Source organism: Ferrovibrio sp. (genome assembly GCF_036381655.1).
Lineage (GTDB): Bacteria > Pseudomonadota > Alphaproteobacteria > Ferrovibrionales > Ferrovibrionaceae > Ferrovibrio.
Window position 1 is genome coordinate 1 of sequence record NZ_DASVCJ010000082.1, and the last position, 25,674, is coordinate 25,674.

31 protein-coding genes, 3 tRNA genes and 1 pseudogene are annotated in these 25,674 nt (G+C 64.5%); 16 read left to right on the top strand and 19 right to left on the bottom strand.

Annotated features, from left to right (window positions below):
* Positions 1–892: hypothetical protein (locus tag VF194_RS18615; protein WP_330892700.1), on the top strand; the 892-nt coding region annotated here is incomplete at its 5' end.
* Positions 893–916: 24 nt separating this feature from the next.
* Here VF194_RS18615 and VF194_RS18620 read toward each other — a convergent pair.
* From VF194_RS18620 to VF194_RS18630, 3 genes are all read right to left on the bottom strand, one after another.
* Positions 917–993, bottom strand: a tRNA-Arg gene (locus VF194_RS18620).
* 56 nt (positions 994–1,049) lie between these two features.
* Entirely contained in the window at positions 1,050–1,346 is a 297-nt protein-coding gene (locus tag VF194_RS18625) for an ETC complex I subunit (RefSeq protein WP_330892701.1), read from the bottom strand.
* A 39-nt stretch (positions 1,347–1,385) separates the two neighbouring features.
* Positions 1,386–1,462: transfer RNA gene (locus VF194_RS18630), tRNA-Pro, on the bottom strand.
* A 139-nt stretch (positions 1,463–1,601) separates the two neighbouring features.
* Here VF194_RS18630 and VF194_RS18635 point away from each other — a divergent pair.
* From VF194_RS18635 to VF194_RS18665, 8 genes and pseudogenes are all read left to right on the top strand, one after another.
* The gene (locus VF194_RS18635) at positions 1,602–2,111 is read left to right on the top strand and encodes a helix-turn-helix domain-containing protein (RefSeq protein ID WP_330892702.1); all 510 of its coding nucleotides are present in this window, start codon (positions 1,602–1,604) and stop codon (positions 2,109–2,111) included.
* A gap of 165 nt (positions 2,112–2,276) precedes the next feature.
* Entirely contained in the window at positions 2,277–2,405 is a 129-nt protein-coding gene (locus tag VF194_RS18640) for a hypothetical protein (protein WP_330892703.1), read from the top strand.
* Between the two features lie 9 nt (positions 2,406–2,414).
* The gene (locus tag VF194_RS18645; RefSeq protein WP_330892705.1) at positions 2,415–2,591 is read left to right on the top strand and encodes a hypothetical protein; all 177 of its coding nucleotides are present in this window, start codon (positions 2,415–2,417) and stop codon (positions 2,589–2,591) included.
* On the top strand, positions 2,578–2,823 hold the full coding sequence (locus VF194_RS18650) for a hypothetical protein (RefSeq protein ID WP_330892706.1): 246 nt from the start codon (positions 2,578–2,580) through the stop codon (positions 2,821–2,823). Before VF194_RS18645 ends, VF194_RS18650 begins: the two co-directional genes overlap by 14 nt.
* Before the next feature lie 958 nt (positions 2,824–3,781).
* The gene (locus VF194_RS18655; RefSeq protein WP_330892707.1) at positions 3,782–4,204 is read left to right on the top strand and encodes a hypothetical protein; all 423 of its coding nucleotides are present in this window, start codon (positions 3,782–3,784) and stop codon (positions 4,202–4,204) included.
* A gap of 127 nt (positions 4,205–4,331) precedes the next feature.
* A pseudogene (locus VF194_RS19895) lies at positions 4,332–4,481 on the top strand (helix-turn-helix domain-containing protein); the annotation flags it as partial.
* A gap of 23 nt (positions 4,482–4,504) precedes the next feature.
* Positions 4,505–4,882 (top strand): hypothetical protein, encoded by a 378-nt coding sequence (locus VF194_RS18660; protein WP_330892708.1) that lies wholly within the window; start codon positions 4,505–4,507, stop codon positions 4,880–4,882.
* Between the two features lie 13 nt (positions 4,883–4,895).
* Positions 4,896–5,612, top strand: a complete 717-nt coding sequence (locus tag VF194_RS18665; protein WP_330892709.1) for a site-specific integrase — start codon at positions 4,896–4,898, stop codon at positions 5,610–5,612.
* A 146-nt stretch (positions 5,613–5,758) separates the two neighbouring features.
* Here the strand turns inward: VF194_RS18665 and VF194_RS18670 are convergent, their stop codons facing one another.
* Both VF194_RS18670 and VF194_RS18675 read right to left on the bottom strand, forming a co-directional pair.
* Complete coding sequence (locus VF194_RS18670) at positions 5,759–6,259, bottom strand: DUF192 domain-containing protein (protein WP_330892710.1); 501 nt, start codon at positions 6,257–6,259, stop codon at positions 5,759–5,761.
* A complete protein-coding gene (locus tag VF194_RS18675; protein WP_330892711.1) occupies positions 6,256–7,362 on the bottom strand; it encodes an acetoin utilization protein AcuC in 1,107 nt (368 codons plus the stop codon). The genes VF194_RS18670 and VF194_RS18675 overlap by 4 nt, the downstream gene beginning before the upstream one ends.
* A gap of 131 nt (positions 7,363–7,493) precedes the next feature.
* Between VF194_RS18675 and VF194_RS18680 the strand changes: the two genes are divergently transcribed.
* A complete protein-coding gene (locus VF194_RS18680; RefSeq protein ID WP_330892712.1) occupies positions 7,494–8,030 on the top strand; it encodes a hypothetical protein in 537 nt (178 codons plus the stop codon).
* 55 nt (positions 8,031–8,085) lie between these two features.
* On the opposite strand, the gene VF194_RS18685 is transcribed toward VF194_RS18680, so the two are convergent.
* Both VF194_RS18685 and VF194_RS18690 read right to left on the bottom strand, forming a co-directional pair.
* Entirely contained in the window at positions 8,086–8,694 is a 609-nt protein-coding gene (locus VF194_RS18685) for a cold-shock protein (protein WP_330892713.1), read from the bottom strand.
* 109 nt (positions 8,695–8,803) lie between these two features.
* Complete coding sequence (locus tag VF194_RS18690; RefSeq protein ID WP_330892714.1) at positions 8,804–9,535, bottom strand: hypothetical protein; 732 nt, start codon at positions 9,533–9,535, stop codon at positions 8,804–8,806.
* A 99-nt stretch (positions 9,536–9,634) separates the two neighbouring features.
* Here VF194_RS18690 and VF194_RS18695 point away from each other — a divergent pair, with 99 nt between their 5' ends.
* From VF194_RS18695 to VF194_RS18715, 5 genes are all read left to right on the top strand, one after another.
* A complete protein-coding gene (locus VF194_RS18695) occupies positions 9,635–10,282 on the top strand; it encodes a carbon monoxide dehydrogenase subunit G (protein ID WP_330892715.1) in 648 nt (215 codons plus the stop codon).
* Positions 10,283–10,388: 106 nt separating this feature from the next.
* Positions 10,389–10,859 carry a (2Fe-2S)-binding protein gene (locus tag VF194_RS18700; RefSeq protein ID WP_330892716.1) on the top strand — a complete coding sequence of 157 codons (471 nt, stop codon included), beginning with the start codon at positions 10,389–10,391 and terminating at the stop codon, positions 10,857–10,859.
* 4 nt (positions 10,860–10,863) lie between these two features.
* Positions 10,864–13,248 carry a xanthine dehydrogenase family protein molybdopterin-binding subunit gene (locus tag VF194_RS18705; RefSeq protein ID WP_330892717.1) on the top strand — a complete coding sequence of 795 codons (2,385 nt, stop codon included), beginning with the start codon at positions 10,864–10,866 and terminating at the stop codon, positions 13,246–13,248.
* A gap of 20 nt (positions 13,249–13,268) precedes the next feature.
* Positions 13,269–14,066 carry a xanthine dehydrogenase family protein subunit M gene (locus tag VF194_RS18710; protein ID WP_330892718.1) on the top strand — a complete coding sequence of 266 codons (798 nt, stop codon included), beginning with the start codon at positions 13,269–13,271 and terminating at the stop codon, positions 14,064–14,066.
* A 70-nt stretch (positions 14,067–14,136) separates the two neighbouring features.
* Entirely contained in the window at positions 14,137–15,198 is a 1,062-nt protein-coding gene (locus tag VF194_RS18715; RefSeq protein ID WP_330892719.1) for an Ldh family oxidoreductase, read from the top strand.
* Positions 15,199–15,204: 6 nt separating this feature from the next.
* Here VF194_RS18715 and VF194_RS18720 read toward each other — a convergent pair whose 3' ends face one another.
* Positions 15,205–16,128 (bottom strand): VOC family protein, encoded by a 924-nt coding sequence (locus tag VF194_RS18720; RefSeq protein WP_330892720.1) that lies wholly within the window; start codon positions 16,126–16,128, stop codon positions 15,205–15,207.
* Between the two features lie 88 nt (positions 16,129–16,216).
* Between VF194_RS18720 and VF194_RS18725 the strand changes: the two genes are divergently transcribed.
* Positions 16,217–16,852: a helix-turn-helix domain-containing protein gene (locus VF194_RS18725; protein ID WP_330892721.1), complete on the top strand. Its 636-nt coding sequence runs from the start codon at positions 16,217–16,219 to the stop codon at positions 16,850–16,852.
* On the opposite strand, the gene VF194_RS18730 is transcribed toward VF194_RS18725, so the two are convergent.
* From VF194_RS18730 to VF194_RS18780, 11 genes are all read right to left on the bottom strand, one after another.
* Positions 16,849–17,214, bottom strand: a complete 366-nt coding sequence (locus VF194_RS18730) for a nitrile hydratase accessory protein (protein ID WP_330892723.1) — start codon at positions 17,212–17,214, stop codon at positions 16,849–16,851. The genes VF194_RS18725 and VF194_RS18730 overlap by 4 nt on opposite strands.
* A complete protein-coding gene (nthB, locus tag VF194_RS18735; RefSeq protein ID WP_330892724.1) occupies positions 17,211–17,873 on the bottom strand; it encodes a nitrile hydratase subunit beta in 663 nt (220 codons plus the stop codon). Before nthB ends, VF194_RS18730 begins: the two co-directional genes overlap by 4 nt.
* Complete coding sequence (nthA, locus tag VF194_RS18740; RefSeq protein WP_330892725.1) at positions 17,870–18,508, bottom strand: nitrile hydratase subunit alpha; 639 nt, start codon at positions 18,506–18,508, stop codon at positions 17,870–17,872. The genes nthB and nthA overlap by 4 nt, the downstream gene beginning before the upstream one ends.
* A 127-nt stretch (positions 18,509–18,635) precedes the next feature.
* Entirely contained in the window at positions 18,636–19,028 is a 393-nt protein-coding gene (locus VF194_RS18745) for a hypothetical protein (protein ID WP_330892726.1), read from the bottom strand.
* A gap of 89 nt (positions 19,029–19,117) precedes the next feature.
* Positions 19,118–20,491: a HAMP domain-containing sensor histidine kinase gene (locus VF194_RS18750; protein ID WP_330892727.1), complete on the bottom strand. Its 1,374-nt coding sequence runs from the start codon at positions 20,489–20,491 to the stop codon at positions 19,118–19,120.
* Positions 20,484–21,164, bottom strand: coding sequence for a response regulator transcription factor (locus tag VF194_RS18755; RefSeq protein WP_330892728.1), 681 nt, complete (start codon positions 21,162–21,164; stop codon positions 20,484–20,486). Before VF194_RS18755 ends, VF194_RS18750 begins: the two co-directional genes overlap by 8 nt.
* 63 nt (positions 21,165–21,227) lie before the next feature.
* Positions 21,228–22,709, bottom strand: a complete 1,482-nt coding sequence (locus VF194_RS18760) for a DegQ family serine endoprotease (RefSeq protein WP_330892729.1) — start codon at positions 22,707–22,709, stop codon at positions 21,228–21,230.
* Between the two features lie 126 nt (positions 22,710–22,835).
* Positions 22,836–24,251, bottom strand: coding sequence for a multicopper oxidase family protein (locus VF194_RS18765; RefSeq protein ID WP_330892730.1), 1,416 nt, complete (start codon positions 24,249–24,251; stop codon positions 22,836–22,838).
* Between the two features lie 84 nt (positions 24,252–24,335).
* Positions 24,336–24,428 (bottom strand) — tRNA-Ser (locus VF194_RS18770).
* A gap of 81 nt (positions 24,429–24,509) precedes the next feature.
* Positions 24,510–25,022, bottom strand: a complete 513-nt coding sequence (locus VF194_RS18775) for a YbaK/EbsC family protein (protein WP_330892731.1) — start codon at positions 25,020–25,022, stop codon at positions 24,510–24,512.
* A complete protein-coding gene (locus VF194_RS18780) occupies positions 25,019–25,657 on the bottom strand; it encodes a 2-hydroxychromene-2-carboxylate isomerase (protein WP_330892732.1) in 639 nt (212 codons plus the stop codon). Before VF194_RS18780 ends, VF194_RS18775 begins: the two co-directional genes overlap by 4 nt.
* Between the last annotated feature and the right edge of the window lie 17 nt (positions 25,658–25,674).

The window sequence follows — 25,674 nt, forward strand, 5'->3', positions numbered from 1 at the left end:
CATCGCCGCGGCGCGCGGCGAGGTCGTCTTCTTCCTCGACGCCGACGACCGGCTTCGCCCCGGCGCCGCCGCCCGCGTGCTCGCGGCGATGCGCCCCGGCGTGAGCGCCGTCCAGTTCTGCCTCGAGACAATCGACGGGCACGGACGCTCGCTGGGCGGGGTCTACCCGCCGCTGCCGCCGAACTGGACGCCGGCGCGCATTCGCGAAACCGTGCTGCGCGACGGGCTCTATCCCTGCCCGCCGATGAGCGGCAACGCCTTCGCCCGCTGGTACCTCGACAAGGCGATGCCGCTGCCGACGCAGCTCTTCCGCTATGGCGCGGATGGCCCGCTCAACGCCGTGGCGCCGCTCTACGGCGATGTCGTGGCGCTGCCGGACGTGCTGGCCGAGTACAGGTTCCACGGGCGCAACCATCATGCGCAGGCCGGTCTCGCGCCGGAGAAGTTCGTCTACAACGTCGCGGTCGATCGCCGCCGCGCGACATTTCTCAGATGGCACTCGGAGGCGCTCGGGATCTTCCTCCCCGACGACGTCCTCGACCGCTCCTGGTTCCACCTGCAGTTCCGCCTGGCGGCGCTCAAGCTGTGCCGCGACCAGTACCCGGTGCCGACCGACACGCTGCCGCGGCTCGTCCGCTACATCGCGCGAATCGCCTGCCGCGCTCCCGCCCCGCCGCTGACGCGCGCGCTGGTCGTCGTCTGGGCCATGCTGGTCGCCGCCGCACCACGTCGCCTCGCCGAGCGGCTCGTCGCGGTCCGCTTCGTCGGCGGGAACCGGCCATCGTCGCTCGACGCGCTCCTGCGGGCGTTCGGGCTCGTGCGCCGCACCGGCCGGCATGCGCGCACGCATCAGGACCCCAACATGCTCCCGGTGGTGACCTCGGCCGACTGATCAGCGGCCGTTCGCCTTGCGGTATGGCGCGCCCTGCGGGACTCGAACCCACGACCTGCCGCTTAGAAGGCGGCTGCTCTATCCAGCTGAGCTAAGGGCGCCCAATTCAGAGTGGGCCGGCGGGCCGCCGCTGACACCGCGCCCGACCGGCTCGAGATTACCGGATTCTGGTAAACGCAAAATTGTCCGCGTAGGCGCGCCGGATCAGCTTGCGCGGCTGCGGCTCCTCGACTTCGTAGGGAATCTTGTATTTCTCGGCGTAGGCGATCGCCTCTTCCTTGGTGTCGAAACGCAGGTTGAGCTGGCCGCGGGTATCCCGCGCGCCGGTCCAGCCCATCAATGGCTCGACGAACCGCGCATCAGCGGTGTCGTATTCCAGCCGCCATTTTCGGGTCTGCGCCCTGCCTGACTGCATCGCCGTTTTGGCCGGCTGATAAATCCGTGCCTTAACCATGCCATCCTCTGAATCGCAATCTTGCCGATCGAGCCATCATGGTCGGGGTGACTGGATTCGAACCAGCGACTTCTTGCTCCCAAAGCAAGCGCTCTACCAGACTGAGCTACACCCCGATGCCAGCAAAACCAGCTATTTCGCGGGGAAAGCTACTTCGCGAACTCGGCAAAAACAAGAACGTAGCCGCCCCTATTTGGAACATCGCGTCACGTATGCGTCACGCCGTGTTCGCAGGGTGTTTCAGCCATGGGCATAATGACACCGCTGAAACGAGCAAACCCGGCGCCGCTGGCGGGCGACAACCGGGCTGATGACTCATCGAAACTCGACAACCAAGAGCATACCTCAACCGAATCGCCGGAGCAACCAGATCGGCAGATTTTCGCCCGGCTGCCCCAGGCGGCAATCTTCGATCCCAACCTCCCCGCCTCTGCGCTGCGGGTGCTGGCCGCCCTGTGCGCCTACATCGACCAGGAGGGCAAATGCTGGCCCTCAATCGGCACCCTCGCGGAGCGTCTGGGAGACGGATACAGCCCCCGCATGGTGCAGAGGCACCTCCGGGCACTGGAGGCGGCCGGACACATCTCGATCGAGCTGCAGCCGAACGGCGTTGGCAAGTCCTCGAATCTCTACCGGGTGCGCTTTGAAACTCGGCCCGCCGCAGAGGGACGGGTGACACAGTGTGACACCCCTACCCCTGACACCGTATGTCACCCGGGGGTGACACAGGATGACACCCGGGGGTGTCACAGGATGTCACCCTAACTATACCACTTAACCAGACTCACTTAACTAAACCAAAGGGAACTATACCAAGCGCTGATCAGGGAGCGCCCAGTGACGCGTCACGGCATGACGGACCCAGCAAGCCACCTAGTCAAGCGCTGCAGTCGATACGACGGCTCTACAGAGCAGGCATGGGAATTCGCCATGAGCCTCAGTCCTGCCGAGCTGCCCGTCATGGCCTACGACAACAGCAACACCCCCATGCGGGCCTTTCTCGACTTCCTGGCCAAGCAGCCAAGCAGCGGACAGGCTGCATTGCATTCAAGGAAATGAGGATCGGCAATGGATGAACTGGACGAAAAGGCTAAGCAGGCTCAGGACCAGCAACAGCCACTTTCACCGAATCTGGATGCAGCCGTAATAGCGCTTGCAGAAGCGCTCGGCCAGAGCCTAGCACAGCGGGACCATGCCGCAGAACTCAGCAGGCGTGCTGAGGAGGGTGGCAGTGAAGAGGCTTGATGCCTACGCCTATCCGCCGCGCGGGATGTCGCGGGATGAAGCCTCGCGATACGTGGGGGTTGGCGTTACGCTGTTCGATGAAATGGTTGCTGATGGCCGGATGCCCAAGCCCAAGCGGATCAATAGCCGGTTGGTTTGGGACCGCTTTGCACTGGATGCGGCTTTTACCGATCTACCCGAATCGGGCGGTAACAAGCTGGACCAGCTCCTCCGGAGACCGCGGCATGGCTGAATGGCCCTATAGCCCAGCCATGCAGCCGGCGGCGGCCCGTCCGAGATATGAACCTCCGGCCCCACCCATGTGAAGGGTATGCTCTACCGCTAAGCTAACCGCCGGCGGGAAGCGCGCGGGTGTTTGCTTTAGCGCTTCGTCGCAATGGCATGGGCGGACACGGCAATATCCTGCAAGACATGCCTGATGTTCAGCAGCTCGTCGGCGATCTGGCCGAGTGCTATTCCGCCCCTGTGTTCGATCGAGGCGTTGTTCGAACATCCCGAAGGGTTTTGCGCTCAGCGGGGCGCGCGGCTTCTACATCCATGGCTTCCTCCCTGTGCTGCCTGCGCGGTTAGCCTAGCAAGCCCGGTACGCCCTGCCTACAGGAGCGAGGAGGCGATGCTCGGTACTATCGCGGCCCGGAGATGCAAGAATCTCTCCCAAACCCTCCGCAATGGACCAGTGCGGCAGTCGCGCGTACTCTCTGTCAGATAAAACTTTCGGATCTGAGGAGCACCGAGAAGCAGAAAGCCCCGCTGTTTCCAGCGGGGCTTTATCTAGGTGCCACAGGCTTGGTATCGCCAGGTCGCGGCACCTGCCAACCCGAAGGCTGGTCTTCCAAGCCCGATGCCGAGGCAGAGCGGGTACAGCGATAAGATGGTGCTTTACGTGATTCGGGTCAAGGAAGTCCTAATGCGTGTTTTACGCATACCCGGATTGCCGCCAAGTCATTGGCTGGTAACTGAAATGTGCCATATTGCCGCGCGCCGCCATTCGGTCTGGTCTTTATCCGATCAAGGCGATTCAGGGATACCGTGGCCTTGGCGGTATTTTTGCGCCCCAATTTTGAGTCGGGGGTGCGGCGGATACAATACCCGATAGGGAAAGAAGCCCGCTCGTCCATACGCGAGTTATCAGCCCCCGGCGCCCGCGCCGCCCGCGGGTCGGCCTGATAGGCCAAATGTATGGACGCACCATGACCAAGCACACCCGCACGACCGAAACCCGCCAGTCTCTCATTCTCACTCTGGCCATGCAGTTTCCCGTCGAAATCGCCACCATGCACCGCTGTGAGGATGATAGGCAAAAGGCGGATCGCGAGAGCGACGAATGGTATCGTCATGATCGAGGTTGGCACGCGGCGTTTAACCGCCTTACCGCCTTGGGCGATGCCGCTATGAAGCTGCCTGCGAAGACCCCAGCGGAAGCCGCCGTCCTGATCATGTTGGCACTTTCTCGCGTTGACAGCCTCGATTCCGAGCATGAAGAGGATCGCAAGTCGGCACTGACGGCGCTGGAAACGGCACTGCCAGTCATCTTTAAACACGCTGGTTTGGACCCCGCCACGGTAGCCGGTGAATTCTTTGCCGGCATTGCGTTCGAAGATTACCCCACGTGACGCAGGAGCGAATTACATTCCAAATCGTAGGTCGCAAGTAGATTCCCAAGATGGGACGCATAAACAGCAATTGGAGCGCCGGATGACGGACCAGATCAAAGCGACAGGAACGGACGGGGCGGCATAGCTGCCCCGCCTTCTCTACACAACAGCCGAAGCCTGCAGGATGCTCGGCATAAAGTCTGATAAGACGCTGAACAAGCATATCCGTGACGGCCGGTTGCGCTACGTCCTGATCGGCCGCCGGCGCATGTTCGATCCTGCAGACCTCCGGGAATTCATTGACGGGAGCAAGGTGTCATGGCCCTCTACAGGCGCGGGGATAGCCCACACTGGCAGTATGATTTTACCGTCAAGGGTCGTCGGTTTAGAGGCAGCACGGAAACGGATCGCCGCTCGGACGCCGAGATCGTCGAAGCCAAGCTAAAGCACGATGCCATCATGGGGCTGGTGACGGGCCAAAAGGCCCGGTTCACCCTCGATCAGGCATTCGGCTGGTACTATGAGCAGCACGGCGCGCACCTTCCCGGTGCCGACACGATCTACCGAACAGGCCAGCGATTGCTGCGCATTATCGGCAAGGATTTCCAACTGCACTTACTCTCTAATTCGGTTGTGGCGCGCTACATAGCAAAGCGCCGAGGGGGAAACAGCGAAGGGCACCTTTGCTACCGATGATCCGAGCGTCCGCGTGAAACGGCTGATATCGAATTCCTCGGTCAATCGCGAACTGCAGCTACTCCGGGCGGTCGTCTATCGCGCCAAGATCCACCTGGAAGCGGAAGTCGGAACCGTCAACTGGAAGGAATTGAAACTCCGGGAGCCCGATCACCGCACCCGCTACCTGAGCAATGATGAAGCGGCGCGCCTGATCGCAGCCGCTTCCCCTCACCTCCAACCGATAATCGAATTTGCCCTGCTGACCGGCGCCAGGGCCGCCAACATCATTGGGCTGGACTGGAGCCAGGTCGACCTGCCGAACCGGCGGATCACCTTCAAGATCAAGAGCAAGAAGCAGGGAGGCAAGAATCACATCCTGCCGATCACCGACGACCTCGCCGCGCTACTGCGGAAGCAGGGGCCGGCCGAGAAAGGCCCCGTATTCACCTATGAGGGCGCCGCGGTGAAGTCGGTCAAGACGGCATTCCGGGCAGCCTGCCGCCGGGCGGAGATCAAGGATTTCCGGTTCCACGACCTGCGCCATACGGCAGGCAGTTGGATGGTGCAATCGGGCATTCCGCTGGAGATCGTCAAGGAGGTGCTGGGCCACGAAGTCATTCAAACGACGATGCGATATGCCCACCATGACACCGAAGCAAAGGATCGAGCGCTGGCAACGCTCGCGTCACGTATGCGTCACGCTGACAGTCACCAGAAAACCAAGCTATTGATTAGCAAGGTGAAATAGAGACGATGTCTGCCGTCCCAAAGCAAGCGCTCTACCAGACTGAGCTACACCCTGCCCGAATGGCGGGAAATCGAGGGCCTTTTAGCATAAAGCGCCTACCCCCGGCCAGCCCCGTCACCACGAAGATATCCCGGAATTTCCGCCGGTCAGCGGCCGGCTGACTTCGGCGGATTGCCGAAGATGGCATGCTCGACCTTGTCCCCCGGCTTGATGCCAAGCCGCGAGACCGTGCCGCCGTTGAGTTCCAGCACCGCCCGCACCGGACCGGCGGAATTGATGCCGCTCTCGTCATGCGGGATGGCGCGCTGGTGGATGTTCAAGATGGTGCCGTCGGCCTTGATGAACAGCATGTCGAGCGGGATCAGCGTGTTTCGCATCCAGAACGACGTCATCTGCTCCTGCTTGAAATCGAACAGCATGCCGGCATCGGCGGCCATGCTGGTGCGGAACATCAGGCCGCGTTCCCGGCTGATGTCATTATCGGCCAGTTCCACGGTGAAATGCTTCGGTCCGTTTGCGGTCCGGATCACCAGATCGCTTTTTGGCAGGGCCGGCTGCGGTTGCGCGGCGCCGGGGGCGGCAAGAAAGCCCGGAAGGGTCAAGAAGACGGCAAACAGCAAAGTCAGAAACAAGCGTCGGGTGATCACGTCATCCTCTCATGGACTCGCCGTATCAGGTCCCGCACCGCGCTGCGGACGGGACCGTGGTGCGGGGTGTCGGTCAGGGTAGTGAACCAGTGCTCCGGGGGATTGCGCCCCGCCGCCCGGTCCCAGCTCAGGCTGCGCAGGAGCGTTTCCGCCGCGGGCGGCAGCCGGTCCGGCTTGTCCAGGCCGTTCAGCTCCGCCCAGATGCCGGTCCAGCACCGCGCCACCGACCACGGATTATATCCTCCGCCGCCGAGTACCAACAGCCGGGGCGACAGGCTTTTCAAATTCCGCACCGCTGCCCACAGGGCGTTGTTCGAGAGTTCCTGCTTGGCCAGGGGATCGTCCGCCAAGGCATCGGCTCCGCATTGCATGATCAGTGCGGCGGGCCGGAAATTCTCCACCAGCGGGCCGATCGCCCCCTCGATCAAGGCAAACATCTCGTCGTCGCGCATCCCCGGTGGAACCGGCAGGTTGAAGAGGTTGCCCCGGCCCTCCTCATCCAGGCCGCCGGAATGCGGCCAGCGGCCGGCTTCATGCACCGAAATGACAAGCACACGATCGTCGGCGGCAAAGGCATCCGCCACGCCATCGCCGTGATGTACATCGAGATCGACATAGGCGATGCGCCCGAGGCCGCCATCCAGAAGGCATAGAATGGCCAGGACGGGGTCGTTGAAATAGCAGAAACCGGAGGCCTGTGCCGGCCGGCCATGATGCGTGCCACCCGCCGGGCTGTAGACGATTCCCCCTTCGCGCAGCAGATGCTCCGCCGCCATCAGGCTGGCGCCCACACCGGTGGCCGGCCGACGGAACATGGTGCCGTAGATCGGGTTCCCGCCGCGCCCCAGATTGTAGCGGAGGGAATCCTCTGCGCTGATCGTCTGCGTCCGCTCGGCTGTCCGCACGGCGGCGACATAGTCCGGCCGGTGAAACCGCTGCAGCCGCTCCGCGCTTGCCGGATGGCTTTCGCGGTACTTGGCCGGAGCAAGCCAACCGAGGCTTCGGGCCAGGTCCATGACGGTGGACACGCGCGGGATCGCGAGCGGATGTTTTCCGCCCAGCGACGAGCGACGATAAATCTCATTCCCGATGAAAAGCGGCATCGCCCCGTCACATTTGCGTCCGGCGTTTTCTTACCGCTTTTTTACCTCTATCCAGGGTCAAAGCGGCTATTATCTTCCCATCGGCATCAGGTTTCGCCGCAAGGCATCTCGACCGAGGCAGGGAGATTGTCATGTGGAGTCCGATATACGAAGACCTACACCCGCGATATGCCTGGATGCGCGACTATCTGCAGCGCATCGCCCGGCCCGGCCGGCTGGCCGGACGACAGGATCTCGATCCGATCGTATTTAAGACTTTGCTGCCCTACATCAATCTTGTCGATGTCGAAGGCGACGGCAGGCCGCGCCGCTTCCGCTACCGCCTGATCGGCACCATGCAGACGCTTGTCGCCGCCCGCAACATCACCGGTCTCTATCTCGAAGATGCGGTGCTTCCGGAATTCTACGACCGCATCAAGTCCAACATGACGGCCTGCGCCGAACAGAAGCGGCCGCTCTACGACGCCTTTGCCATGCCGCATCCGGGGCGCGATTTCATCCGCACCGAGCGCGTATACTACCCGCTCTCCGGCAACGGTGAGAGCGTCGATATGCTGCTCGTCCTGAACGGCTATCCAGACGACGAACTGGCGCTGAACGCGGAACTGCCGCCGCTTCCCGAGCCCAGGGCTGGGAACACCGACAGCGGCGACCGGCAGCGGCAATAGAAACGCCGGCGCTTGACCGGCGCCGGCGCTAAAAAGACTTCAAAGCGGGCTTGGATCAGTCGACCCGGATTTCCGCAACCTGCGGCCCCTTCGGCCCCTGGCCAATGCGGACGCGGACCGATTGCCCCGGCTGCAGTTCCTGAATCCCCTCGCGGCGCAGGACCTCCATATGCACGAAGATATCCTGCTGGCCATCGCCACGCGATACGAAGCCATAACCCTTGACCGCGTTGAACCACTTCACCTTGGCCTCGAAGAAGTCGCCCTGAGCGACCACAGACGGGAACCGCGGCGCGCGATCGCCGCCAAATCCGCCGCCGAAGCCGGGACGATCACTGCCGAAGCGCGGCGCCCTCGGAGGCCGCGGGCCGCCGCCCATGCCTCCCGGAGCGCGCCCCGCGCCGCCGGGAACAGCCGTGCTGGTATCGACCGAGAGGACGCGGACCGCCTGCATGCCCTTGGGCCGCCTTGCGACCTCCAGCACCATCGTTGCGCCTTCCTCGATGCTTTCGTAGCCGGCCTGCCGCAAACAGGAAAGATGCAAGAACACGTCACCGGAGTTGTCGTCGGGACTGACGAAACCAAAACCTTTGACGGCGTTGAACCACTTGACCTTGCCAGAAATCTTTACGATTTCCGCGTCGCCGAAGCCCCCTTGATCCACTCTTGTAATCCTTCAATAGTCGCAATACGCCCCTCAGCGTAACATCTTTTAAGTGTGCTGCCAAAGCGATTCTAAAGAAGCCTAAGGGGGTTAGGCCCGTCTGTGAAAGTTAGATGGTTGGTCCGTCGACCCGGCGTTTCGGCCGCCAGCGGGTGACCGAGCGGCCGTCGGCCGTGAAACGGACCTCCTGGCTGTCGGGCGGCGCGGCGCGCAAATGCCCAACCGCTTCGGCGACGGAGGCGGTCCGGCCGGCCTGAGCCTTTCCGTTGGGGGACTTGACCGGCTGCCCGCGCATGGCCCGGGTCAGCGGATGCATCGCGCCGCCGGCATGCTCGGCGATCTTGGCCCGCAACTCTTCCTCGAATGGCGGCAGTTCGACTTGCTGCCGGACGGTCGAGGCCGCCGCACTGGGCTTGGCGGCCTTGCCGCTGGGACTGCGATGGGTTTCGACGTGGATTTCGCTGCCCGGGCCGTTCTCCTGCGCCTTGCGCCAGGCCGGGTCGCCAACCACCAGCTTGTGCAACGCAACCGCAGGCAGCGCCCCGAACCGTTTCCAGAAGCCCTCCAGGAAAGCCTCGGCCGTCTCGCTCAGGGACGGGCTCCAGGGATTTTCGATGCCGGCCTGAAAGACCAGATCGAGCGTCGGCTCGATCGGCCCGTCATCGCCGACCAGAAAGGTCGCCGGCATCAGCTTGGCGCCCTCGCGCGCAATCGCGTAATGCGCCTGGGCCAGATACAGCAGCCAGCGCAGCTTCGGCAGCGACATGGCGATACGTTCGCCGGCTGCGCGTTCTAGCAGCCAGAAGCTGACATCGATACCGGAGCGCGTCGCGGGGACCATCCCTCACCTTGCGTCAAGCCTGAAACTGGTTATTGCCACAATAGGCAGTTAATCTTAACAGGTTCTGAATCGAAAGCGCCCAGATTTTGGAGACTTATCATGGAATTGACCGGCGAACAGATCATCCCTGCGCCACGCGAGAAAGTCTGGGCGGCTCTCAACGACCCCGACATCCTCCGCCAGTGCATACCGGGTTGTGAAACCGTGACCAAAACGTCGGATACGGATTTTGAAGCCGCGGTTCAGGTCAAGGTTGGCCCGGTGAAAGCCAAGTTCAAGGGCAAGGTCACCCTCTCCGACCTCGATCCGCCCAATAGCTGCACCATCAGCGGCGAGGCTCAGGGCGGTGTCGCGGCCGGTTTCGGCAAAGGCGGCGCCAAGGTCCAGCTTTCGGACGCCGATGGCGGCGCGACGCGCCTGACCTATCAGGCCCAGGCCCAGGTCGGCGGCAAGCTGGCGCAGATCGGTGCCCGGCTGGTCGATGGCGTGGCGGCGAAAATGGCCGAGGACTTCTTTGCCAAATTCAACACCATCGTCGGCGCGCCCGCCGCGGCGGAGCCGGCGGCGGCGGCCGAACCGGTGGCGGAGCCGCAGCCCCTGCCCGCCGGGGCGACGCAGCCCGAAATGCGCTCGGCGACGCCGCCCTCCGAACTGCCGGCAGTATCCAAGGGGATACCAAGTTGGCTGTGGATCGCCGGCCTGATCGCGATCGTTTGCGTCGTAACATTCTTTGTGTTGCGTCGCTGACAACCTCATCCGTTTTTGCAACTTGCGCCTTCGCCGCGATTCGCTCACAGTCTGATCTGTTGAGGCGTATCGCAGCGTTTCGTTCTGTGCTTTGAGGGAGGAAAGCATGACCATTTCCGTGACGATGACCGTCAACGGCCAGTCGGTGACGCGCGACGTCGAGCCGCGCACCCTGCTGGTCCAGTTCCTTCGAGACCACCTCAACCTCACCGGCACGCATGTCGGCTGCGATACCAGCCAATGCGGCGCCTGCGTCGTCCATGTCGACGGCCGCAGCGTCAAATCGTGCACGATGCTCGCCGCGCAGGCGCAAGGCGCGAAGGTCACCACCATCGAAGGCCTCGCCAAGGACGGCAAGCTGCATCCGATGCAGGAAGCCTTCCGTGAACATCATGCCCTGCAATGCGGCTTCTGCACGCCGGGCATGATCATGAGCGCGGTCGATCTCGCCCAGCGCCATCCCAATCCCAGCGAAGAAACCGTCCGTCACGAGCTGGAGGGCAACCTCTGCCGCTGCACGGGCTATCACAACATCGTCAAGGCCGTGATGGCCGGGGCACAAGCTATGCGGGGGTAATGCCATGAACGACCAGGCCAGCAACAACGGTATCGGGCAAGCCGTCCGCCGCAAGGAGGACTTCCGCTTCATCACCGGTCAGGGCCATTACACCGACGATATCAACCGCCCCGGCCAGGTCTACGCGGCATTCCTCCGTTCGCCGCACGCCTTCGCCAAGATCAAGAAGATCGACACTTCCGCCGCCAAGGCCATGCCGGGCGTGATCGCCGTGTTCACCGGCCAGGATGTCGCCGCCGACAAGGTCGGCGGCCTGATTTGCGGCTGGACCGTCAAGGACAAAAAGGGCGAACCGCATAAGGCGCCGCGGCATGACATCATTGCCGTCGAGTATGTCCGCCATGTCGGCGATCAGGTCGCCGTCGTCATTGCAGATACGCCTGCCCATGCCAGGGACGCGACCGAAGCGATCGAGGTCGATTACGACGTGCTGACGCCCGTCATCGACATGCGTGAGGCCCTGAAGCCGGGCGCGCCGCAGGTGCATGCCGATGTACCCGGCAATCTGTGTTACGACTGGGAGTTCGGCGACAAGGCAGCGACCGAGAAGGCTTTCGCCGGCGCGGCGCATGTGACCAAGCTGGAGCTGGTCAACAACCGTCTTTCTCCCAATCCGATGGAACCGCGCAGCGCGATCGGCGAATACGATCCCGGCACCGACACGACGACGGTCTACACCACCTCGCAGAATCCGCATGTTCTGCGGCTGATCCTGTGTGCCTTCGTCTTCGGCCTGCCGGAACACAAGGTGCGCGTGATCGCGCCGGATGTCGGCGGCGGCTTTGGCTCCAAGATCTTCAACTATCCGGAAGAGACCGCCTGCGTCTGGGCGGCGCGCAAGCTGAAAAAGCCGGTGAAATGGACCGCGGACCGCACCGAGGCCTTCCTCACCGACGCGCATGGTCGCGACCATGTCACCCATGCCGAACTGGCGCTGGACAAGACCGGTAAGTTCCTCGGTCTGCGCGTCGCCACCATGGCGAATATGGGCGCGTATCTGTCGACCTTCGCCTCGGCGGTGCCGACCTATCTCTACGCGCTGCTGCTGGCTGGCCAATACACCACGCCGGCGATCTATGCCGAGGTCAAGGCGGTATTCACCAACACCACGCCGGTGGATGCCTATCGCGGCGCCGGCCGGCCCGAAGCGACCTATGTGGTCGAGCGCCTGGTCGAGGCGGCGGCACGCGAGTTGAAGATCGATCCGGCCGAAATCCGGCGGCGCAATTTCGTGCCGCCCGATGCCTTCCCGTATCAGACGCCCGTCGCCTGCGTGTACGATTCCGGCCAATACGCCAAGGCGCTCGACAAGGCCTGCGCACTGGCCGACTACAGCAACTTCGCCAAGCGCAAGGCGGAGGCTGCCCGGCAGGGCAAGCTGCGCGGCATCGGCATCTGCGCCTATATCGAAGCCTGCGGCATCGCGCCGTCTGCCGTGGTCGGCTCGCTCGGCGCCGGCGTCGGCTTGTGGGAGTCGGCGCAGATCCGCTTCAACGCGACCGGCAGCGTGTTCGTCTATACCGGCTCGCACAGCCATGGCCAGGGACACGAGACGACCTTCGCCCAGATCGTCTCCGACAGGCTCGGTGTGCCGATCGAGCAGATCGAGGTCGTGCATGGCGACACGGCTCAGGTGCCCATGGGCATGGGAACCTACGGCTCGCGCTCGCTGGCGGTTGGCGGCTCGGCGATCATCCGCGCCACCGACAAGATCATCGAGAAGGGCAAGAAGATCGCTGCCCATCTGATGGAAGCCTCGGTCGAGGACATCGCCTACGACAAGGGCGTCTTCTCGGTCAAAGGCACCGACAAGCAGGTGCCGATGGCCCAGGTGGCCTTCACGGCCTATGTGCCGCACAATTATCCCGCCGATCTCGAACCGGGACTGGAGGCCAGCGCCTTCTACGATCCGGCCAACTTCACCTTCCCGGCCGGCGTCCATATCGCCGAGATCGAAATCGACGGCGATACAGGCGTCACCGAGATCGTGAACTGGGTGGCGGTGGACGATTTCGGCAAGGTGATCAACCCGATGATCGTCGAAGGCCAGGTGCATGGCGGCATCGCCCAAGGCGTCGGCCAGGCGATGCTCGAGGGCGTCGTCTACGACAAGGAAAGCGGCCAGCTGCTTACGGCCTCCTTCCTCGACTACTGTATGCCGCGGGCGGACAATCTGCCATCCTACAAGATCGACATGATCGAAACCCCCTGCCCGCATAACCCGCTCGGCGTCAAGGGCTGCGGCGAGGCCGGTGCGATCGCCGCTCCGGCCGCGCTGATGAACGCCATCACCGACGCGCTCGGCACGGAACAGATCGACATGCCGGCAACGCCGCTGAAGGTCTGGAACGTGATCCAGAGCCGCAACCTCGCTGCTGCAGCGGAATAGTTCGTATTGGAGAGCGCCCCATGTATGCATTCAACTACCATCGCCCGTCGTCGCTTGCCGATGCAGCCAGGCTTCTGAGCAATGCCAGCGACGGCAAGTTCATCGCCGGCGGCCAGACCTTGCTGCCGACCCTGAAGCAGCGGCTGGCCTCGCCCTCCGACCTGATCGACCTGAACGGCATCGCCGAACTGAACGGCATCAAGGTCTCGGGCAGCAGCGTAACCGTCGGCGCGGCGACCCGGCATGCCGCCGTCGCCTCCTCGGCCGAAATCCAGAAGGCGATCCCGACCCTGGCCAAGCTTGCCGGCGGCATAGGCGACCCGCAGGTGCGCAATATGGGCACCATCGGCGGCTCGCTTGCCAATAACGATCCGGCAGCGGACTACCCGGCCGCCGTGCTCGGACTGGGCGCCACGGTGCATACCAACAAGCGCAAGATCGCGGCCGATGATTTCTTCACCGGCATGTTCGAGACCGCCCTGGAGGATGGCGAGATCATCACCACGGTTGAGTTCCCGATCCCGAAGCGGGCCGGCTATGTGAAATTCCCCAATCCGGCTTCGCGCTATGTGATGGTCGGCGCCTTCGTGGCCGATACCGGCACGGGCATCCGTGTCGCCATCAACGGCGCGGCGCCCTGTGTCTTCCGGCACAAGGAGATGGAAGCGGCGCTTGCCAAGTCCTTCTCGCCCGACGCCCTGAAGGGAATCAGAACCGATGCCGGCCAGATGAACAACGACATCCATGCCAGTGCCGAATACCGCGCGCATCTGGTCGGCGTCATGGCCAGGCGCGCCGTGCAGGCCGCTCTGGGTTAAGGTCGGTCCTGACTTTCGTTCACAGCGGCGCGCTCTCGATGGCGCGCCGTTTTCTTTTTCGGATGGAGCGATGACCACACGCTACAGCGCAGACGCCCTCACCGCCTTTGCCATCGCCTTGCTGGTCGAGGCCGGGCTGGATACCGACAAAGCCGAAGCGACGGCCCGCATTCTGGTCGAAGGCGATCTGATGGGCCATAGCACCCACGGGCTGCAACTGCTTGGCGGCTATCTCGGTGAGGTCGAGGCCGGCCGCATGGCCAAAAGTGGTACCCCCATTGTACTCGCCGAGCGGCCGGCGGCGCTCACCTGGGATGGCGGCTGCCTGCCGGGGCCCTGGCTTGCCCTGGAAGCCATCGACGCCGCCATCGAGCGAGCGAAGATCTACGGCACCGGCACGGTGGCGATCCGCCGCTCGCATCATATCGGCTGCCTGGCCGCCTATCCCCTGCGCGCCATCGAGCAAGGCATGGCGCTTCTGCTCGCCTGCTCCGATCCGGCTGCCGGGTCGGTCGCGCCTTTCGGCGCCATTGCCGGCCGCTACACCCCCAATCCGATCGCCGGCGGCTGGCCGCTGGAAGAGGACGACGCGGTGATCTTCGACATCAGCGCCTCGACCACCACCAACGGCATGGTCAACCGGCTCAATCGGCTTGGCCAGGGCGGCAAGCTGGGCGGCCCGTGGCTGGTCGATAACCAAGGCAACGCCACCGACGATCCGGCCTGCTTCCTTGCCGATCCGCCCGGCGCCATCCTGCCGCTCGGCGGCATGGATCTGGGCCATAAGGGCTTCGCGCTCGGCCTGCTGGTGGAGATGCTGACCTCCGCTCTGAGCGGCCATGGCCGCGCCGATGCGCCGAAGCAATGGGGCGCCAGCGTTTTCGTTCAGGTGATCGACCCGGCGGCTTTCGGCGGCAGAGAAGCCTTTCAGCGCGAAACCGAGTGGCTGGGCCGGGCCTGCCGCACCGCGCCGGTGAAACCTGGCGATCCGGCTGTGCGTCTGCCTGGCGAACGCGGCCTGAAGCTGCGCCGCGAACAGCAGCAGAGCGGCGTGGCCCTGCATCCAGAGATCATGCCGAGCCTGAAACCCTGGGCCGAAAAGCTCGGCGTGCCGCTGCCTGCGACGATCTAGCTGTATTCATGCAGCCCGGCGGAAGCGGTCGACCAGCAAGTCGAAAGCGCCGCGCAGCTTCAGCCTTGCGCTCGGGGCATGGCCCCAGTCGCTGGTCCGGGTCTTGACCTCCGGCTGATGGCTGGCCGGATCGATCTCGCCGCTGCCGACGCCGATCTCGAAATCGAAGCCGGACGGCGTCGCCGCGTAAAAGGAAATCGTACCGTCGGGATCGGGATGCTGACCCAATTCCAGGCTCAACGGTATCCCCGCCGCCTTGGTCCGTTCCAGCGCAAGGCCCACATCGCGCAGCCGATTGGCCTGGAGCATGAAATGCAGCAGCCTCTTGCGGCTGGGGACCGCGATCAGCGCCAGCGAGTGATGGCGCCGGTTGCAATGCAGGAAGACGCCCTCGACCCGGAGCGGGCCGACCTTGGTGGCGATGTTCTCCGTCAACGCAAGACCGAGTGCCTCGATATAGAACCGCTCGAGCTCGGCAGCCCTGTGCCCGGTACTCAATACGGCATGGCCCAGCCCCAGATCGCCGGCGGTGAAGCCGCCCGGCATGGTTTCGGAACGGAAGCTGCTTTTCGCGCGCGGCAGATCGACGACGGCCTCGTTGATCAGCCCCAGCGGATCGGCAAACCGAAGCCCCGCTTCGACTCCGCGCGCTTCGCAGTCCCGGGCGGACATCTCGATGGCATCAACGCCGCAGGCCCTCAGCCGGTCCGCCAGCCGCGCCAGTTCCGGCCGGTCTTGCAATCCCCAGCCCAGCGCCACGATGTCGTCGGCCTTGCCTTCGCGCAGCAGCAGGCGGTAGGCAGCGTCGTCGACCCTAAGACCCAGCGCCTCGCCGCCGCGATCGCCTTCCATGCAGCCGAGGATCGTGCCGGCGAATTCCTGCCAGCGTTTCAGGTTGCGGACTTCGAAGACCAGATACCCCAGCTGCATGGCTTTCCCTTCCGGTAACGCATCGTTAAGGTAAATATGAGATAACTCTCATATTGAGAGTCTTGTCATTTATGAGAGGTTTCTCATTTTGTCAACCGCCAAAAAAACCGCCCCGCCGCTGCCCAAGCGCGAGCGAACCCGCCAGCAACTCCTGCTGGCTGCCGCCAAGGTATTTGCGGAAAGGGGATTCGACGCCGCGGCGATCCAGGAAATCACCGCGGCAGCGGGGGTCGCGAACGGGACCTTCTACAACTACTTCCCCACCAAGGAAGCGATTCTCGAAGCGGCGGCCATCCAGTACGGCGTCAGCTTTTGCGAGCGGATTTCCGCCAGCTACGCCCATATCGAAGATGGCGCCGAGCGCATGGCAATCGGTGGCCGCAACTACATGACCTTGGCCTTGGAGCAGCCGCAGATGGCGCGCTTCATGCTGTCGGTCGCCCTGTCGTCGAAGGTCTGGGACGAAAAGATTCGCCCCTATATCCATGCCGACCTCATGCTGGGCATTCGGCAAAAGCGCTTTCACGTCGCCAGCAAGGAAGCCGCGATGGACCTGATCAGCGGCACCAACATGGCGGCAATACGCAGTCTGCTGACAGGCGCCGCCGGGCGCAGCCACATCAGCGCTGTGGCGGCGAGCATCCTGCGCGGGCTCGGCATGGCGCCGAAGGACGCCGACGAGGTGGCGCGCCGGCCGCTCCCGCCTCTGCCGCCCCTCGCCTAGGCTTTCAGTACGATCGGCTGGCCGTGCGGCGTAGCTCGCGCCGCGCGATCCCAGGCCTTGGCCCGCTCCTGCAGCCCATCGGTCGAGGCCGCCCCTTTCTCGACCACCAGCCGTTCCAGCGCATTCAGCCAATGCCGGTAATAGGTCTCGCCGGTATCGGGATCGCCGGCAGCCTGCGCGGCCCTGATCTCGGCGCTCAGCGCCGCCGCCCATTCCGGCCAGGTGAACAGACCCTTCTGGTGCAGCGCCACCGCCATGGCGAAAGCCTGTGCTTCCCAGGGGGCGCGGAAGACCGGCCCCTCCGCGTCGCAAGGCAGATCAGGCAGAATGCGATGATCCGGTCCTTTCGCTGCGCCACTCACGATGCCGGCTCCAGGTAGCTCTCCCAGGCATCGACCGACACCGACAGGGTCGGATCGGCCGCTGCGCCCCACAGCTCGGTCCCGGCGAACCGTACGGTATACAGCCATTGCGGCTGCTCGCCCTGCCCCAGGGCATTGCTGTCGGGGAAGACATGCGCGCCATGCAGCAGTTCGATCACGCCGATATGGCCGCGCACATAGCGGGGCAATCGCGTATGGGTGACGGGATGCATGTTCCTGGCGCGGACCTTGTCGCCGAGTTTGAATTTTGCCGGCGAAGTGGCTGCGCGCTCGGTCGGGCTGCCTTTGGCCAGGGCTCCTGGTACCGCCTCCGCTTTCAGGATGCGCGGCAGCGGCTTGGGCGGATGCAGCATCTTGCCGGCGGCGATTTCGTCCCCCGTCACCAGGCCGCGCTCGGCCATCAGTTTCTCCATGCCGCCCAGCCAGATCTCGTAATAGCTGCTCGCCAGATATTTCGGCGGCGGCAGGCTTTCACGGGCGGCGCGCGACATATCGAGATTCCATTGCCCGGTGGCGCCCATTGCCAGCGCCAGCGCAAAGGCCCGCCGCTCCCATTCGGTATGAAAAATCGGCTCGTTCTTTTCGGGCTGCACCGGGCCGAAGCCCATCATGCCGCCCATATCGGCAGCGCCATTCATCGCGACACCTCCGCCGGCGCTTTGGCGAAACCGGTGCCGATCATGCTGTCGCGCGTGACCAGTTTGGCCAGATCCGCCTCGGCCCAGTCCTCGGTGCCGGCCGGCCGTTCCGGGATCACGAGGTAGCGGATCTCGGCGGTCGAATCCCAGACGCGAATCTGCTTCTCCGGCGCCAGTTCGATGCCGAAATCCCGCAGCACGCCGCGCGGATCGAGAACCGCCCGCGATCGATAGGGCGCCGACTTGTACCAGACCGGCGGCAATCCCAGCACAGACCAGGGATAGCAGGAGCAGAGCGTGCAGACGACCATGTTATGGACGAGCGGCGTATTCTCCACGGCAACGATATGCTCGCCCTGCCGCCCGCTATAGCCGAGCGAGGCGATCGCCGCCGTCGCATCCTTGCGCAGCCATTCGAGATAGGCCGGATCGCTCCAGGCCTTGGCGACGACCCGCGCGCCATTGTGAGGCCCGACCTTCGTCTCGTAGGTCTCGATCAGGATGTCCAGCGCGGCCGGATCGACATAGCCTTTCTCGACAAGGACGGATTCCAGGGCACGGACGCGCAGCTCGACCTCGGAAAGCACCGTGCCTTCGTGATGGTCATGATGATGGTGATCGTGGCTATGGGACATGCTGACTCCCGCAATGACGCCCGGCCACGATAGCAGAAATCGCCGGCCTGTGAACGGCAAGAGAAAGCCCTTCCAAGTTGCCTTGGAAGGGCGAAGAAGACGCGATTGACGGGGGGGAAAGGGAGGCTTAACTGGCCGAGGTTTCGATCTTGCCGTTATCCGGGTCGACCAGAACCGTCTGGGTCTTGCCGTTCTGGACGACGGTTGCGGCGAAATCATCGCCTTGCTGATGGAAATTCTGGAAGTCCGTATAACCGCCAGCCATCAGCAAGTTCAGCGCACGAGTGGCGCGAGCATCATACTGACGCTCGCCTTTGGTCTTCGGAACCGGCCGGCCGGGAACGTCGATCTGCTTCAGCTCATGCATCTTCGCATGGCTCATCTGCGACGGGCCGGAATTGGTCTGCGACGGGCTCATGTCCATCGGCTTGTTCTGCGCCGAGGCAGCCCCGGCGATCATCGCCGATGTCGCAAGCCCGACGGTGGCTGCGAGCATCAATTTCGTAAACCGGATACGCATGGTGGTCCTCCTTATGCCTGTCTGACTGGCCTATGACCACAACGCGCACAGACTGCCAAAACGTCGCTAACAGCTGGGTGAAAGGCGCATTAATTCGAATTCATACTTGGCAGCGGCAGGCTGATGACGGCCATCAAACCCGGGCTGTTGTCGGTCAGCGCCAGTCTGCCGCCATGCAGCCGCACCACCGCCTCGACCAGGCTCAGGCCGAGGCCGGCACCGCTAGTACTGCGGCTTAGATCGCCGCGGTAGAAACGTCTGGTGACCAGTGCACGCTCGGCTTCAGGAATCCCGGGGCCGCTGTCGCTGACCCCGATGCGGCAATACCCGTCCTCGCCGGCTTTGAGCGCGAGAGCGATGGTGCCGCCCGCGGGCGTGTATTTCACAGCATTGTCGAGCAGATTGCCCACCGCCTGGGCCAGCAGGTAGGGGTCGCCGTCGACCTGCAGATCGGCAGCGATGTCCTGGCGCAAGGAGATTCCCTTGGCTTCCGCCGAAGGGCCATAGAGTTCCGCCACATCCTCCATCAGCGGCTTCAGATCGACCTTGGTGAAGCCGGCGCGCTGCAATCCGGAATCGACCTCGGCAAGCCGCAGCAGGGCGTTGAATGTGCCGATCAGCCGGTCGATGTCGGCGACTGCCTCGCCCACCTCGTCCAGCATCCGCTCCGCAGCCGGCTTTTCCCGCAGCAGCGCCTCGAGCCGCGCCCGCAATTCGGCGAGCGGCGTTCTCAGGTCGTGGGCCACGGCATTCGACACATTGCGCACGCCTTCGACAAGCTGCTGGATCTGATCCAGCATCTTGTTGATCGTAAGGGCCAGGTGATCGAATTCGTCATCGCCGCCCTGCAGCGCCACCCGCCGGCCAAGATCGCCCTGCATGATAGCGCCCGCCGTGCGGTTGATGGTTTCGATGCGGCGCAGCACGACCCGCCGGATCATCAGGCCGCCGACCACGGCCAGAAGGAAGGCCGCCACCACGGCCCAGACGACGCCGCGCAGGAACAGCGCCCGCATGGCGATGCGCTCCTGCACGTCGCGGCCGATGATCAGCTGGAAATCGCCCGGCAGCACCACATGCAGCAGCCGGGTTGCATGCAGATGGTTCTCATAGACGAGATCCATCTCGTACCAGCCCGGTGTCCGGCCGATCTTCAGCGGCCAGGCATCGAGATTGCCCGCCAGCGGATTGAGCAAGGGATCGGTCAGCAGGTAGATCGCCTTCTGATCCGTATCGGCCAGCACGCGTTCATTGACGGTCTGGATCGCGCCCGGCACGCCGAAATCCTTCAGACGGTCGCCGATCGCCCTGACATCGGCCGCGATCACCGCATCGGTCTCGCGCTCGAGATAGCCCGCCGTCGTCCACCACAGGAGTCCGATCAGCAATATCGAGGATACGACGAACAGCGCGGCATAGGCGAGCGCCAGCCGCAGCGAGGTGGATCGCAGCAGCTTAGTCATCCGTCGACAGGCGGTAACCGGCACCCCTGACGGTGTGCAGCAGCGGCCGGTCGAAGCCGGCATCGATCTTCTGACGCAGATTGCTGATATGGACGTCGATCACGTTCGTCTGCGGATCGAAATGATAATCCCAGACATTTTCCAGCAGCATGGTCCGCGTCACCACCTGGTTGGCGTGACGCATGAGGAATTCGAGCAGCTTGTATTCGCGCGGCTTGAGCTGGATCGGCTGGCCGGCGCGGCTCACTTTGCGCGAGAGCATGTCCAGCTTGAGGTCGCCGACCTCCAACGTGGTCTGCGTCTCGCTCTTATGGGCGCGCCGCACGAGGGCCAGAAGGCGCGCTTCCAATTCGCCATAGGCGAAAGGCTTGGTCAGGTAATCGTCGCCGCCGGCCTTGAGCCCGCGGATGCGCTCGTCGACATCGGCAAGCGCGCTCAGGATCAGAATCGGCGTGCGGTTGCCGGTCTTGCGCAGGGCCTCGATGATGCCGAGGCCGTCGACGCCGCCCGGCAGCATGCGATCGAGGATCAGCGCGTCGTAGGTCTCGGAGGTCGCCATGAACAGGCCGTCGCGGCCGTTATCGGCATGATCGACGACATGCCCGCCTTCGGCGAGCCCCTTGCAAACGAACTGGCTGACTTTCGGATTGTCTTCGACCAGTAGAACCTTCATGAAGCACCGGGCCGTCTGAGGCCAGAACGGGCCGGGGCAAGCCGTCCGCCCCGGCCGCAATCGTTACGCGAGTGGCAGGGCCAGATAATACGTGGTGCCGCCACGGAGCACCAGTAGGGTTACGGCCTCCTTCTTGGCCCGCCGGGCGGAGCGGATCTTGCTGGCCACCTGATCGGGCGAACTCACCTTCTCGCCGGCGACCTGGACGATCACGTCGCCCTGATGCACGCCGCTTTCCTCGGCGCGGCTGCCGGAGACGACATCGGCGACCACCACGCCGCTGACCTGGCTTTCCAGGCCAAGCTGGCCGCGCAGCTCCGGCGTCAGCGGCGCCAGCGCCAGCCCGACTTTGTCGTCGCTGCTTTCCTCGCCGGCCGAGGCGGTCTGATCCGCCGGCTGCGAACCGATGGTGACGTTGAGCGTCTGCTCCTTGCCGTTGCGCCAGACCTGGAGCTTGGCCTTGTCGCCCGCCTTCAGATCGGCCACCGCCAGGGCAAGATCGCGCGGTTGTTCGATCGTGTCGCCATTAATGCCGATGATGACGTCGCCCTGCTTGACGCCGCCACGCTCGGCCGGCGAATCCGGCGTCACCATGCTGACGATCACGCCCTTGTCGTTCGGCCGGCCGACCGCCTTGGCGAGGGTATCCGTCATCGGCTGCATCTGCACGCCGAGCCAGCCGCGCTCGACCTTGCCGCTCGACTTGAGCTGCTCGACGATATGGCTGGCCAGCTTGGACGGAATGGCGAAGCCGATGCCGACATTGCCGCCGCTCGGCGTGTAGATCGCGGAGGAGATGCCGATCACCTCGCCTCGCTGATTGAACACGGGACCGCCGGAATTGCCCGGATTGATCGGCGCGTCGATCTGCAGGAAGTTGTCGTAGGGGCCGGCGTTGATCTCGCGGCCGCTGGCCGAGATGATCCCGGCGGTGACGCTGCCGCCCAGGCCGAAGGGATTGCCCACCGCGACCACCCAGTCGCCGATGCGCGCCTTCTCGGAATCGCCGAACACCACATGCGGCAATTCCTTCTTGGCGTCGATCTTGAGCAGCGCCACATCGGTTTTCGGATCGGTGCCCTTCACTTCGGCCGGATAGGTGGTGCCATCCGACATCGTGACTTCGATCTTGGTCGCGCCTTTGACCACATGGTTATTGGTCACGATGTAGCCGTCCGAGCTGATCAGGAAGCCGGACCCCAGGGCATGGCGCGGGCCGCGCTGCTGCTGGTCGAAGAACTGCTTGAAGAATTCCTCGAACGGCGAGCCGGGCGGGAAGTTCGGCATGCGCTGCTGCATCTGCGGCGGCGCCTTCTCGGTGGTCGCGATATTGACCACGGCGGGCCGGACGCGCTGGACCAGGTCGGCGAAACTCTGCATCGGCGCCGAGGGCTGTATCGGCTGGATGGTCTGCGCCATGGCATCCTGGCTGAAGCCGCGGGCGGCCAGCCAGCCGCCGCCACCGGCAAAGATCGTGGTTGCCAGCAGCGCGGCCGCTATGGCGCGCTTGCTCCGGCTCGGCTGGGCGGAATGCGATTCGGTCATTGGTCTACTCCTGCGCTGGGAAGAACTCTCAAACACAAGATGACGAAATCGGGTTTCGCCGGAACTGAAAGGCGGATTAAAAAGAATTAATCGGTCGCGGCGGCGGGATTCGCCGGAAAACCCGGCCTAAATCACCCGCAGATAGCCCATCATCCCGGTCTCCTGATGCTCGGTGATGTGGCAATGGAACATCCAGTCGCCGGGCGTGCCGGCGACGAAGGCGATTCTGACCCGCTCCTTGGGCCGCACCAGCACGGTATCGCACCAATGCGGGCGCACATCCTCCTCGGTCGAGCCAACCACCTTGAATGTATGGCCGTGCAGATGCATCGGGTGGGTATGCGGCGTGCCGTTGAAGATTTCCGCCACATAGCTGCGGCCGCTTTTCAGCTCGAAAAGCGGGTCGGCCTTCAGCCCCGGCCCCATGCCCGGCCAGGCCTGGCGGTTGATCGACCAGAAGACCTGCCGGGTGAGGCAGAGATCGTCCAGGCCGCCGCCGTTCTCCTTCGCCCAGGCCGCGAGCCCGGCATCCTCGTGGCCGGCCAGCAGCGAGAAATCCAGCCGCCCTGCCGCCTTCAGGTCCGGCTCGGGCAGTTCGGCCGCGGGCAAGGTCAGCGGCTGCCCGGGATCGCGCCGCACCGCCTCGCCCCTGGTGACGATCCGGGCCAGGAGATGCGGCTTGCTGCTCCAGATGTCCTCCAGGAAGGCTTCGGCGCCTTCCCTCATGGGCATCACTAGGGCGAGATCGGCGCGCATCGCCGGTCCGAGCCGCCAGCCATCCACCGCGAATGGCGCGCAGGCATTGCCGTCGGTGGCGACCACCATGGCCCGCTCGGCGCCGCGCAGGCCCAGCATGGGAATCCGCGTCAGGTCGATATTGAGCAGCCGCAGGCGCAACCGCGCGCCGGGCCGCACCACGATAGTGGGCGCCGCGCCGCCATTCACCGTGCGCAGGTTGCCGAACGTGCCGGCCTTGGCGGCGCCCGCCGCGGTGCTGAATTCCCGGAAGCTGCCGTCCTTGCGCACGCGCCAGTCCTTGATCACCAGCGTCTGTTCCTGATCGAACAGGCCGGCATCGCGCGGATCCTCCACGATCAGCACGCCGGCAAGCCCGCGGCCAAGCTGCGCGACCGTGTCGCAATGCGGATGGAAGAAGAAGGTGCCCGGATCGGGCGGCGTAAACGCGTAGCGGAAGCTCTGCCCCGGCTCGACCGGGTCCTGGCTGAAATACGGCACGCCGTCCATCGCGAAGGGAATGCGCAGGCCATGCCAGTGGATCGCGGTATGCTCGGGCAGCGCATTCTTCAGCACGGCTGCGAAAGGCTGGCCGCGCCGCACCCGCAGCTCCAGCGGCCAGGTGCCGTTATAGCCCCAGAACCGGCTCGGCTCGGAACAGCCGGGCAGCAGATGCGGCATCTCGCCCGCCGTCAGCGTCACCGGACCATCGCCGGCGGCCGCCGCCGCGGCGCGCGGCAGCAAGGCCGCGATACCCATTGCGGCACCGGCCTTGAGCAGCGACCTGCGGGAGAAACCAGAATGCATCACACCCTCACTTCACGCGCGCCGGCGTCGCAAGGCTGCGCGACCAGACAACGGGGCATGAGCCGGTCGGAACAGACAGGTAAGTGGCGGAGGGGAAGGGATTCGAACCCTCGATACGGCTTGACGCCGTATAACGGTTTAGCAAACCGCCGCCTTCAGCCACTCGGCCACCCCTCCGCACGCGAGTGGGTATTAACACGGCGTATGCGGGGCCCCTTCTAAGGGCGCGGGGTGGCTCTGTCAACGATCAAGCCCGCTTCATGCCTTGCCCAAACCCTCCGCTGCCACGCCGCCCGTCCAATCCAGCAACTCCTGATAGCTCAAGGGAAAAACGGCATGCGGGTGGCCGGCGGCGGCATGCAGCCTGTCGAAGCGCCCGAGGCTGGCATCGATGGCGATGGGCAGCGTCTCGGCATGGCCCAGCGGCGCGACGCCGCCGATGGCGAAACCGGTCGCCCGACGCACCAGATCGGCATCGGCGCGCTTGGGCGCAGCGCCCAGCCCGAGCGCCCGGCCGAGCGCCGCGAGGTCGCATTGCCGGTCGCCGGCGACCAGCGCCATGACCGCCTTGCCGTCATGGGAAAACACCAGCGACTTGACGATGGCGCCGACCGGGCAGCCCAGGGCATCGGCAGCCTGCTGCGCGGTGCGCGCGGAATCGGACAGTACGATGACCCGCTCGCCCGCGCCCAGGGCCCGCAGCGCATCGCGCACGCGGCGCACCGAGGCATTCTCCAAGATGGCGGCATTTTCCGAAATCGCTTCCGTCATTCCTTCGTCTCGCATTTGTCAAACCAGGGTTTTGCCGCCCAATCGAAAGCCTGTTCGAGGCGGTCATTGCCCCAAAACATCTCGCCGTCGTCCAGCACCAGGGTCGGCGCGCCGAATATGCCTGCCGCCATCGCCGCCTCGACCTGATCCCGCAGGCGCCGCTTGACGGCGTCATGCTGCGCCCGCTCGATCAGATCGGCGCCGTCGCGGCCCAGGGCATCGACAATGGCGGCCAGCACGGCCGGATCGGCGATATCCCGGTTCTCGCCGAAGGCGGCGCGGAACACGGCCCGGATGCATGCCTCGCCCCAGCCCTGATCCTGCGCCACCAGGGTCAGCCGCGCCGCGCGCAAACCATTCGGCGGATAGCGCTCGGGCCGCCGCCAGGCAATACCGTAGAGCGCCGACGAACGCTCGATATCGCGCCAGCGATAGGCGCGTTCGGCCGGGGCGACCTCCTGGAACGGGCCGGGATTCTGCGGCCGGCGCTGGAAGATCGGACCGAGCAGAAACGGCCGCCAGTCGATCGCCGCGCCGGGCAGCCGCAGATCGCGCAAGGCAGCGATGCGCGATGCCGCCAGATAGGCATACGGACTGGCATAATCGAACCAGAACGCGATCCGCCGGGCCGTCACCGCCGCCTCCCCCGCCT

Coding starts and splice junctions, on each gene's coding strand:
- VF194_RS18750 (WP_330892727.1), bottom strand. CDS start 20,491: ATGACTAAGCTGCTGCGATCCACCTCGCTGCGGCTGGCGCTCGCCTAT.
- VF194_RS18690 (WP_330892714.1), bottom strand. CDS start 9,535: ATGGTCCCCGCGACGCGCTCCGGTATCGATGTCAGCTTCTGGCTGCTA.
- nthA (WP_330892725.1), bottom strand. CDS start 18,508: ATGTCCCATAGCCACGATCACCATCATCATGACCATCACGAAGGCACG.
- VF194_RS18625 (WP_330892701.1), bottom strand. CDS start 1,346: ATGGTTAAGGCACGGATTTATCAGCCGGCCAAAACGGCGATGCAGTCA.
- VF194_RS18755 (WP_330892728.1), bottom strand. CDS start 21,164: ATGAAGGTTCTACTGGTCGAAGACAATCCGAAAGTCAGCCAGTTCGTT.
- VF194_RS18640 (WP_330892703.1), top strand. CDS start 2,277: ATGAGCCTCAGTCCTGCCGAGCTGCCCGTCATGGCCTACGACAACAGC.
- VF194_RS18700 (WP_330892716.1), top strand. CDS start 10,389: ATGACCATTTCCGTGACGATGACCGTCAACGGCCAGTCGGTGACGCGC.
- VF194_RS18645 (WP_330892705.1), top strand. CDS start 2,415: ATGGATGAACTGGACGAAAAGGCTAAGCAGGCTCAGGACCAGCAACAG.
- VF194_RS18705 (WP_330892717.1), top strand. CDS start 10,864: ATGAACGACCAGGCCAGCAACAACGGTATCGGGCAAGCCGTCCGCCGC.
- VF194_RS18760 (WP_330892729.1), bottom strand. CDS start 22,709: ATGACCGAATCGCATTCCGCCCAGCCGAGCCGGAGCAAGCGCGCCATA.
- VF194_RS18775 (WP_330892731.1), bottom strand. CDS start 25,022: ATGACGGAAGCGATTTCGGAAAATGCCGCCATCTTGGAGAATGCCTCG.
- VF194_RS18745 (WP_330892726.1), bottom strand. CDS start 19,028: ATGCGTATCCGGTTTACGAAATTGATGCTCGCAGCCACCGTCGGGCTT.
- VF194_RS18635 (WP_330892702.1), top strand. CDS start 1,602: ATGACACCGCTGAAACGAGCAAACCCGGCGCCGCTGGCGGGCGACAAC.
- VF194_RS18695 (WP_330892715.1), top strand. CDS start 9,635: ATGGAATTGACCGGCGAACAGATCATCCCTGCGCCACGCGAGAAAGTC.
- VF194_RS18710 (WP_330892718.1), top strand. CDS start 13,269: ATGTATGCATTCAACTACCATCGCCCGTCGTCGCTTGCCGATGCAGCC.
- VF194_RS18660 (WP_330892708.1), top strand. CDS start 4,505: ATGGCCCTCTACAGGCGCGGGGATAGCCCACACTGGCAGTATGATTTT.
- VF194_RS18720 (WP_330892720.1), bottom strand. CDS start 16,128: ATGCAGCTGGGGTATCTGGTCTTCGAAGTCCGCAACCTGAAACGCTGG.
- VF194_RS18765 (WP_330892730.1), bottom strand. CDS start 24,251: ATGCATTCTGGTTTCTCCCGCAGGTCGCTGCTCAAGGCCGGTGCCGCA.
- VF194_RS18715 (WP_330892719.1), top strand. CDS start 14,137: ATGACCACACGCTACAGCGCAGACGCCCTCACCGCCTTTGCCATCGCC.
- VF194_RS18675 (WP_330892711.1), bottom strand. CDS start 7,362: ATGCCGCTTTTCATCGGGAATGAGATTTATCGTCGCTCGTCGCTGGGC.
- VF194_RS18655 (WP_330892707.1), top strand. CDS start 3,782: ATGACCAAGCACACCCGCACGACCGAAACCCGCCAGTCTCTCATTCTC.
- nthB (WP_330892724.1), bottom strand. CDS start 17,873: ATGAATGGCGCTGCCGATATGGGCGGCATGATGGGCTTCGGCCCGGTG.
- VF194_RS18680 (WP_330892712.1), top strand. CDS start 7,494: ATGTGGAGTCCGATATACGAAGACCTACACCCGCGATATGCCTGGATG.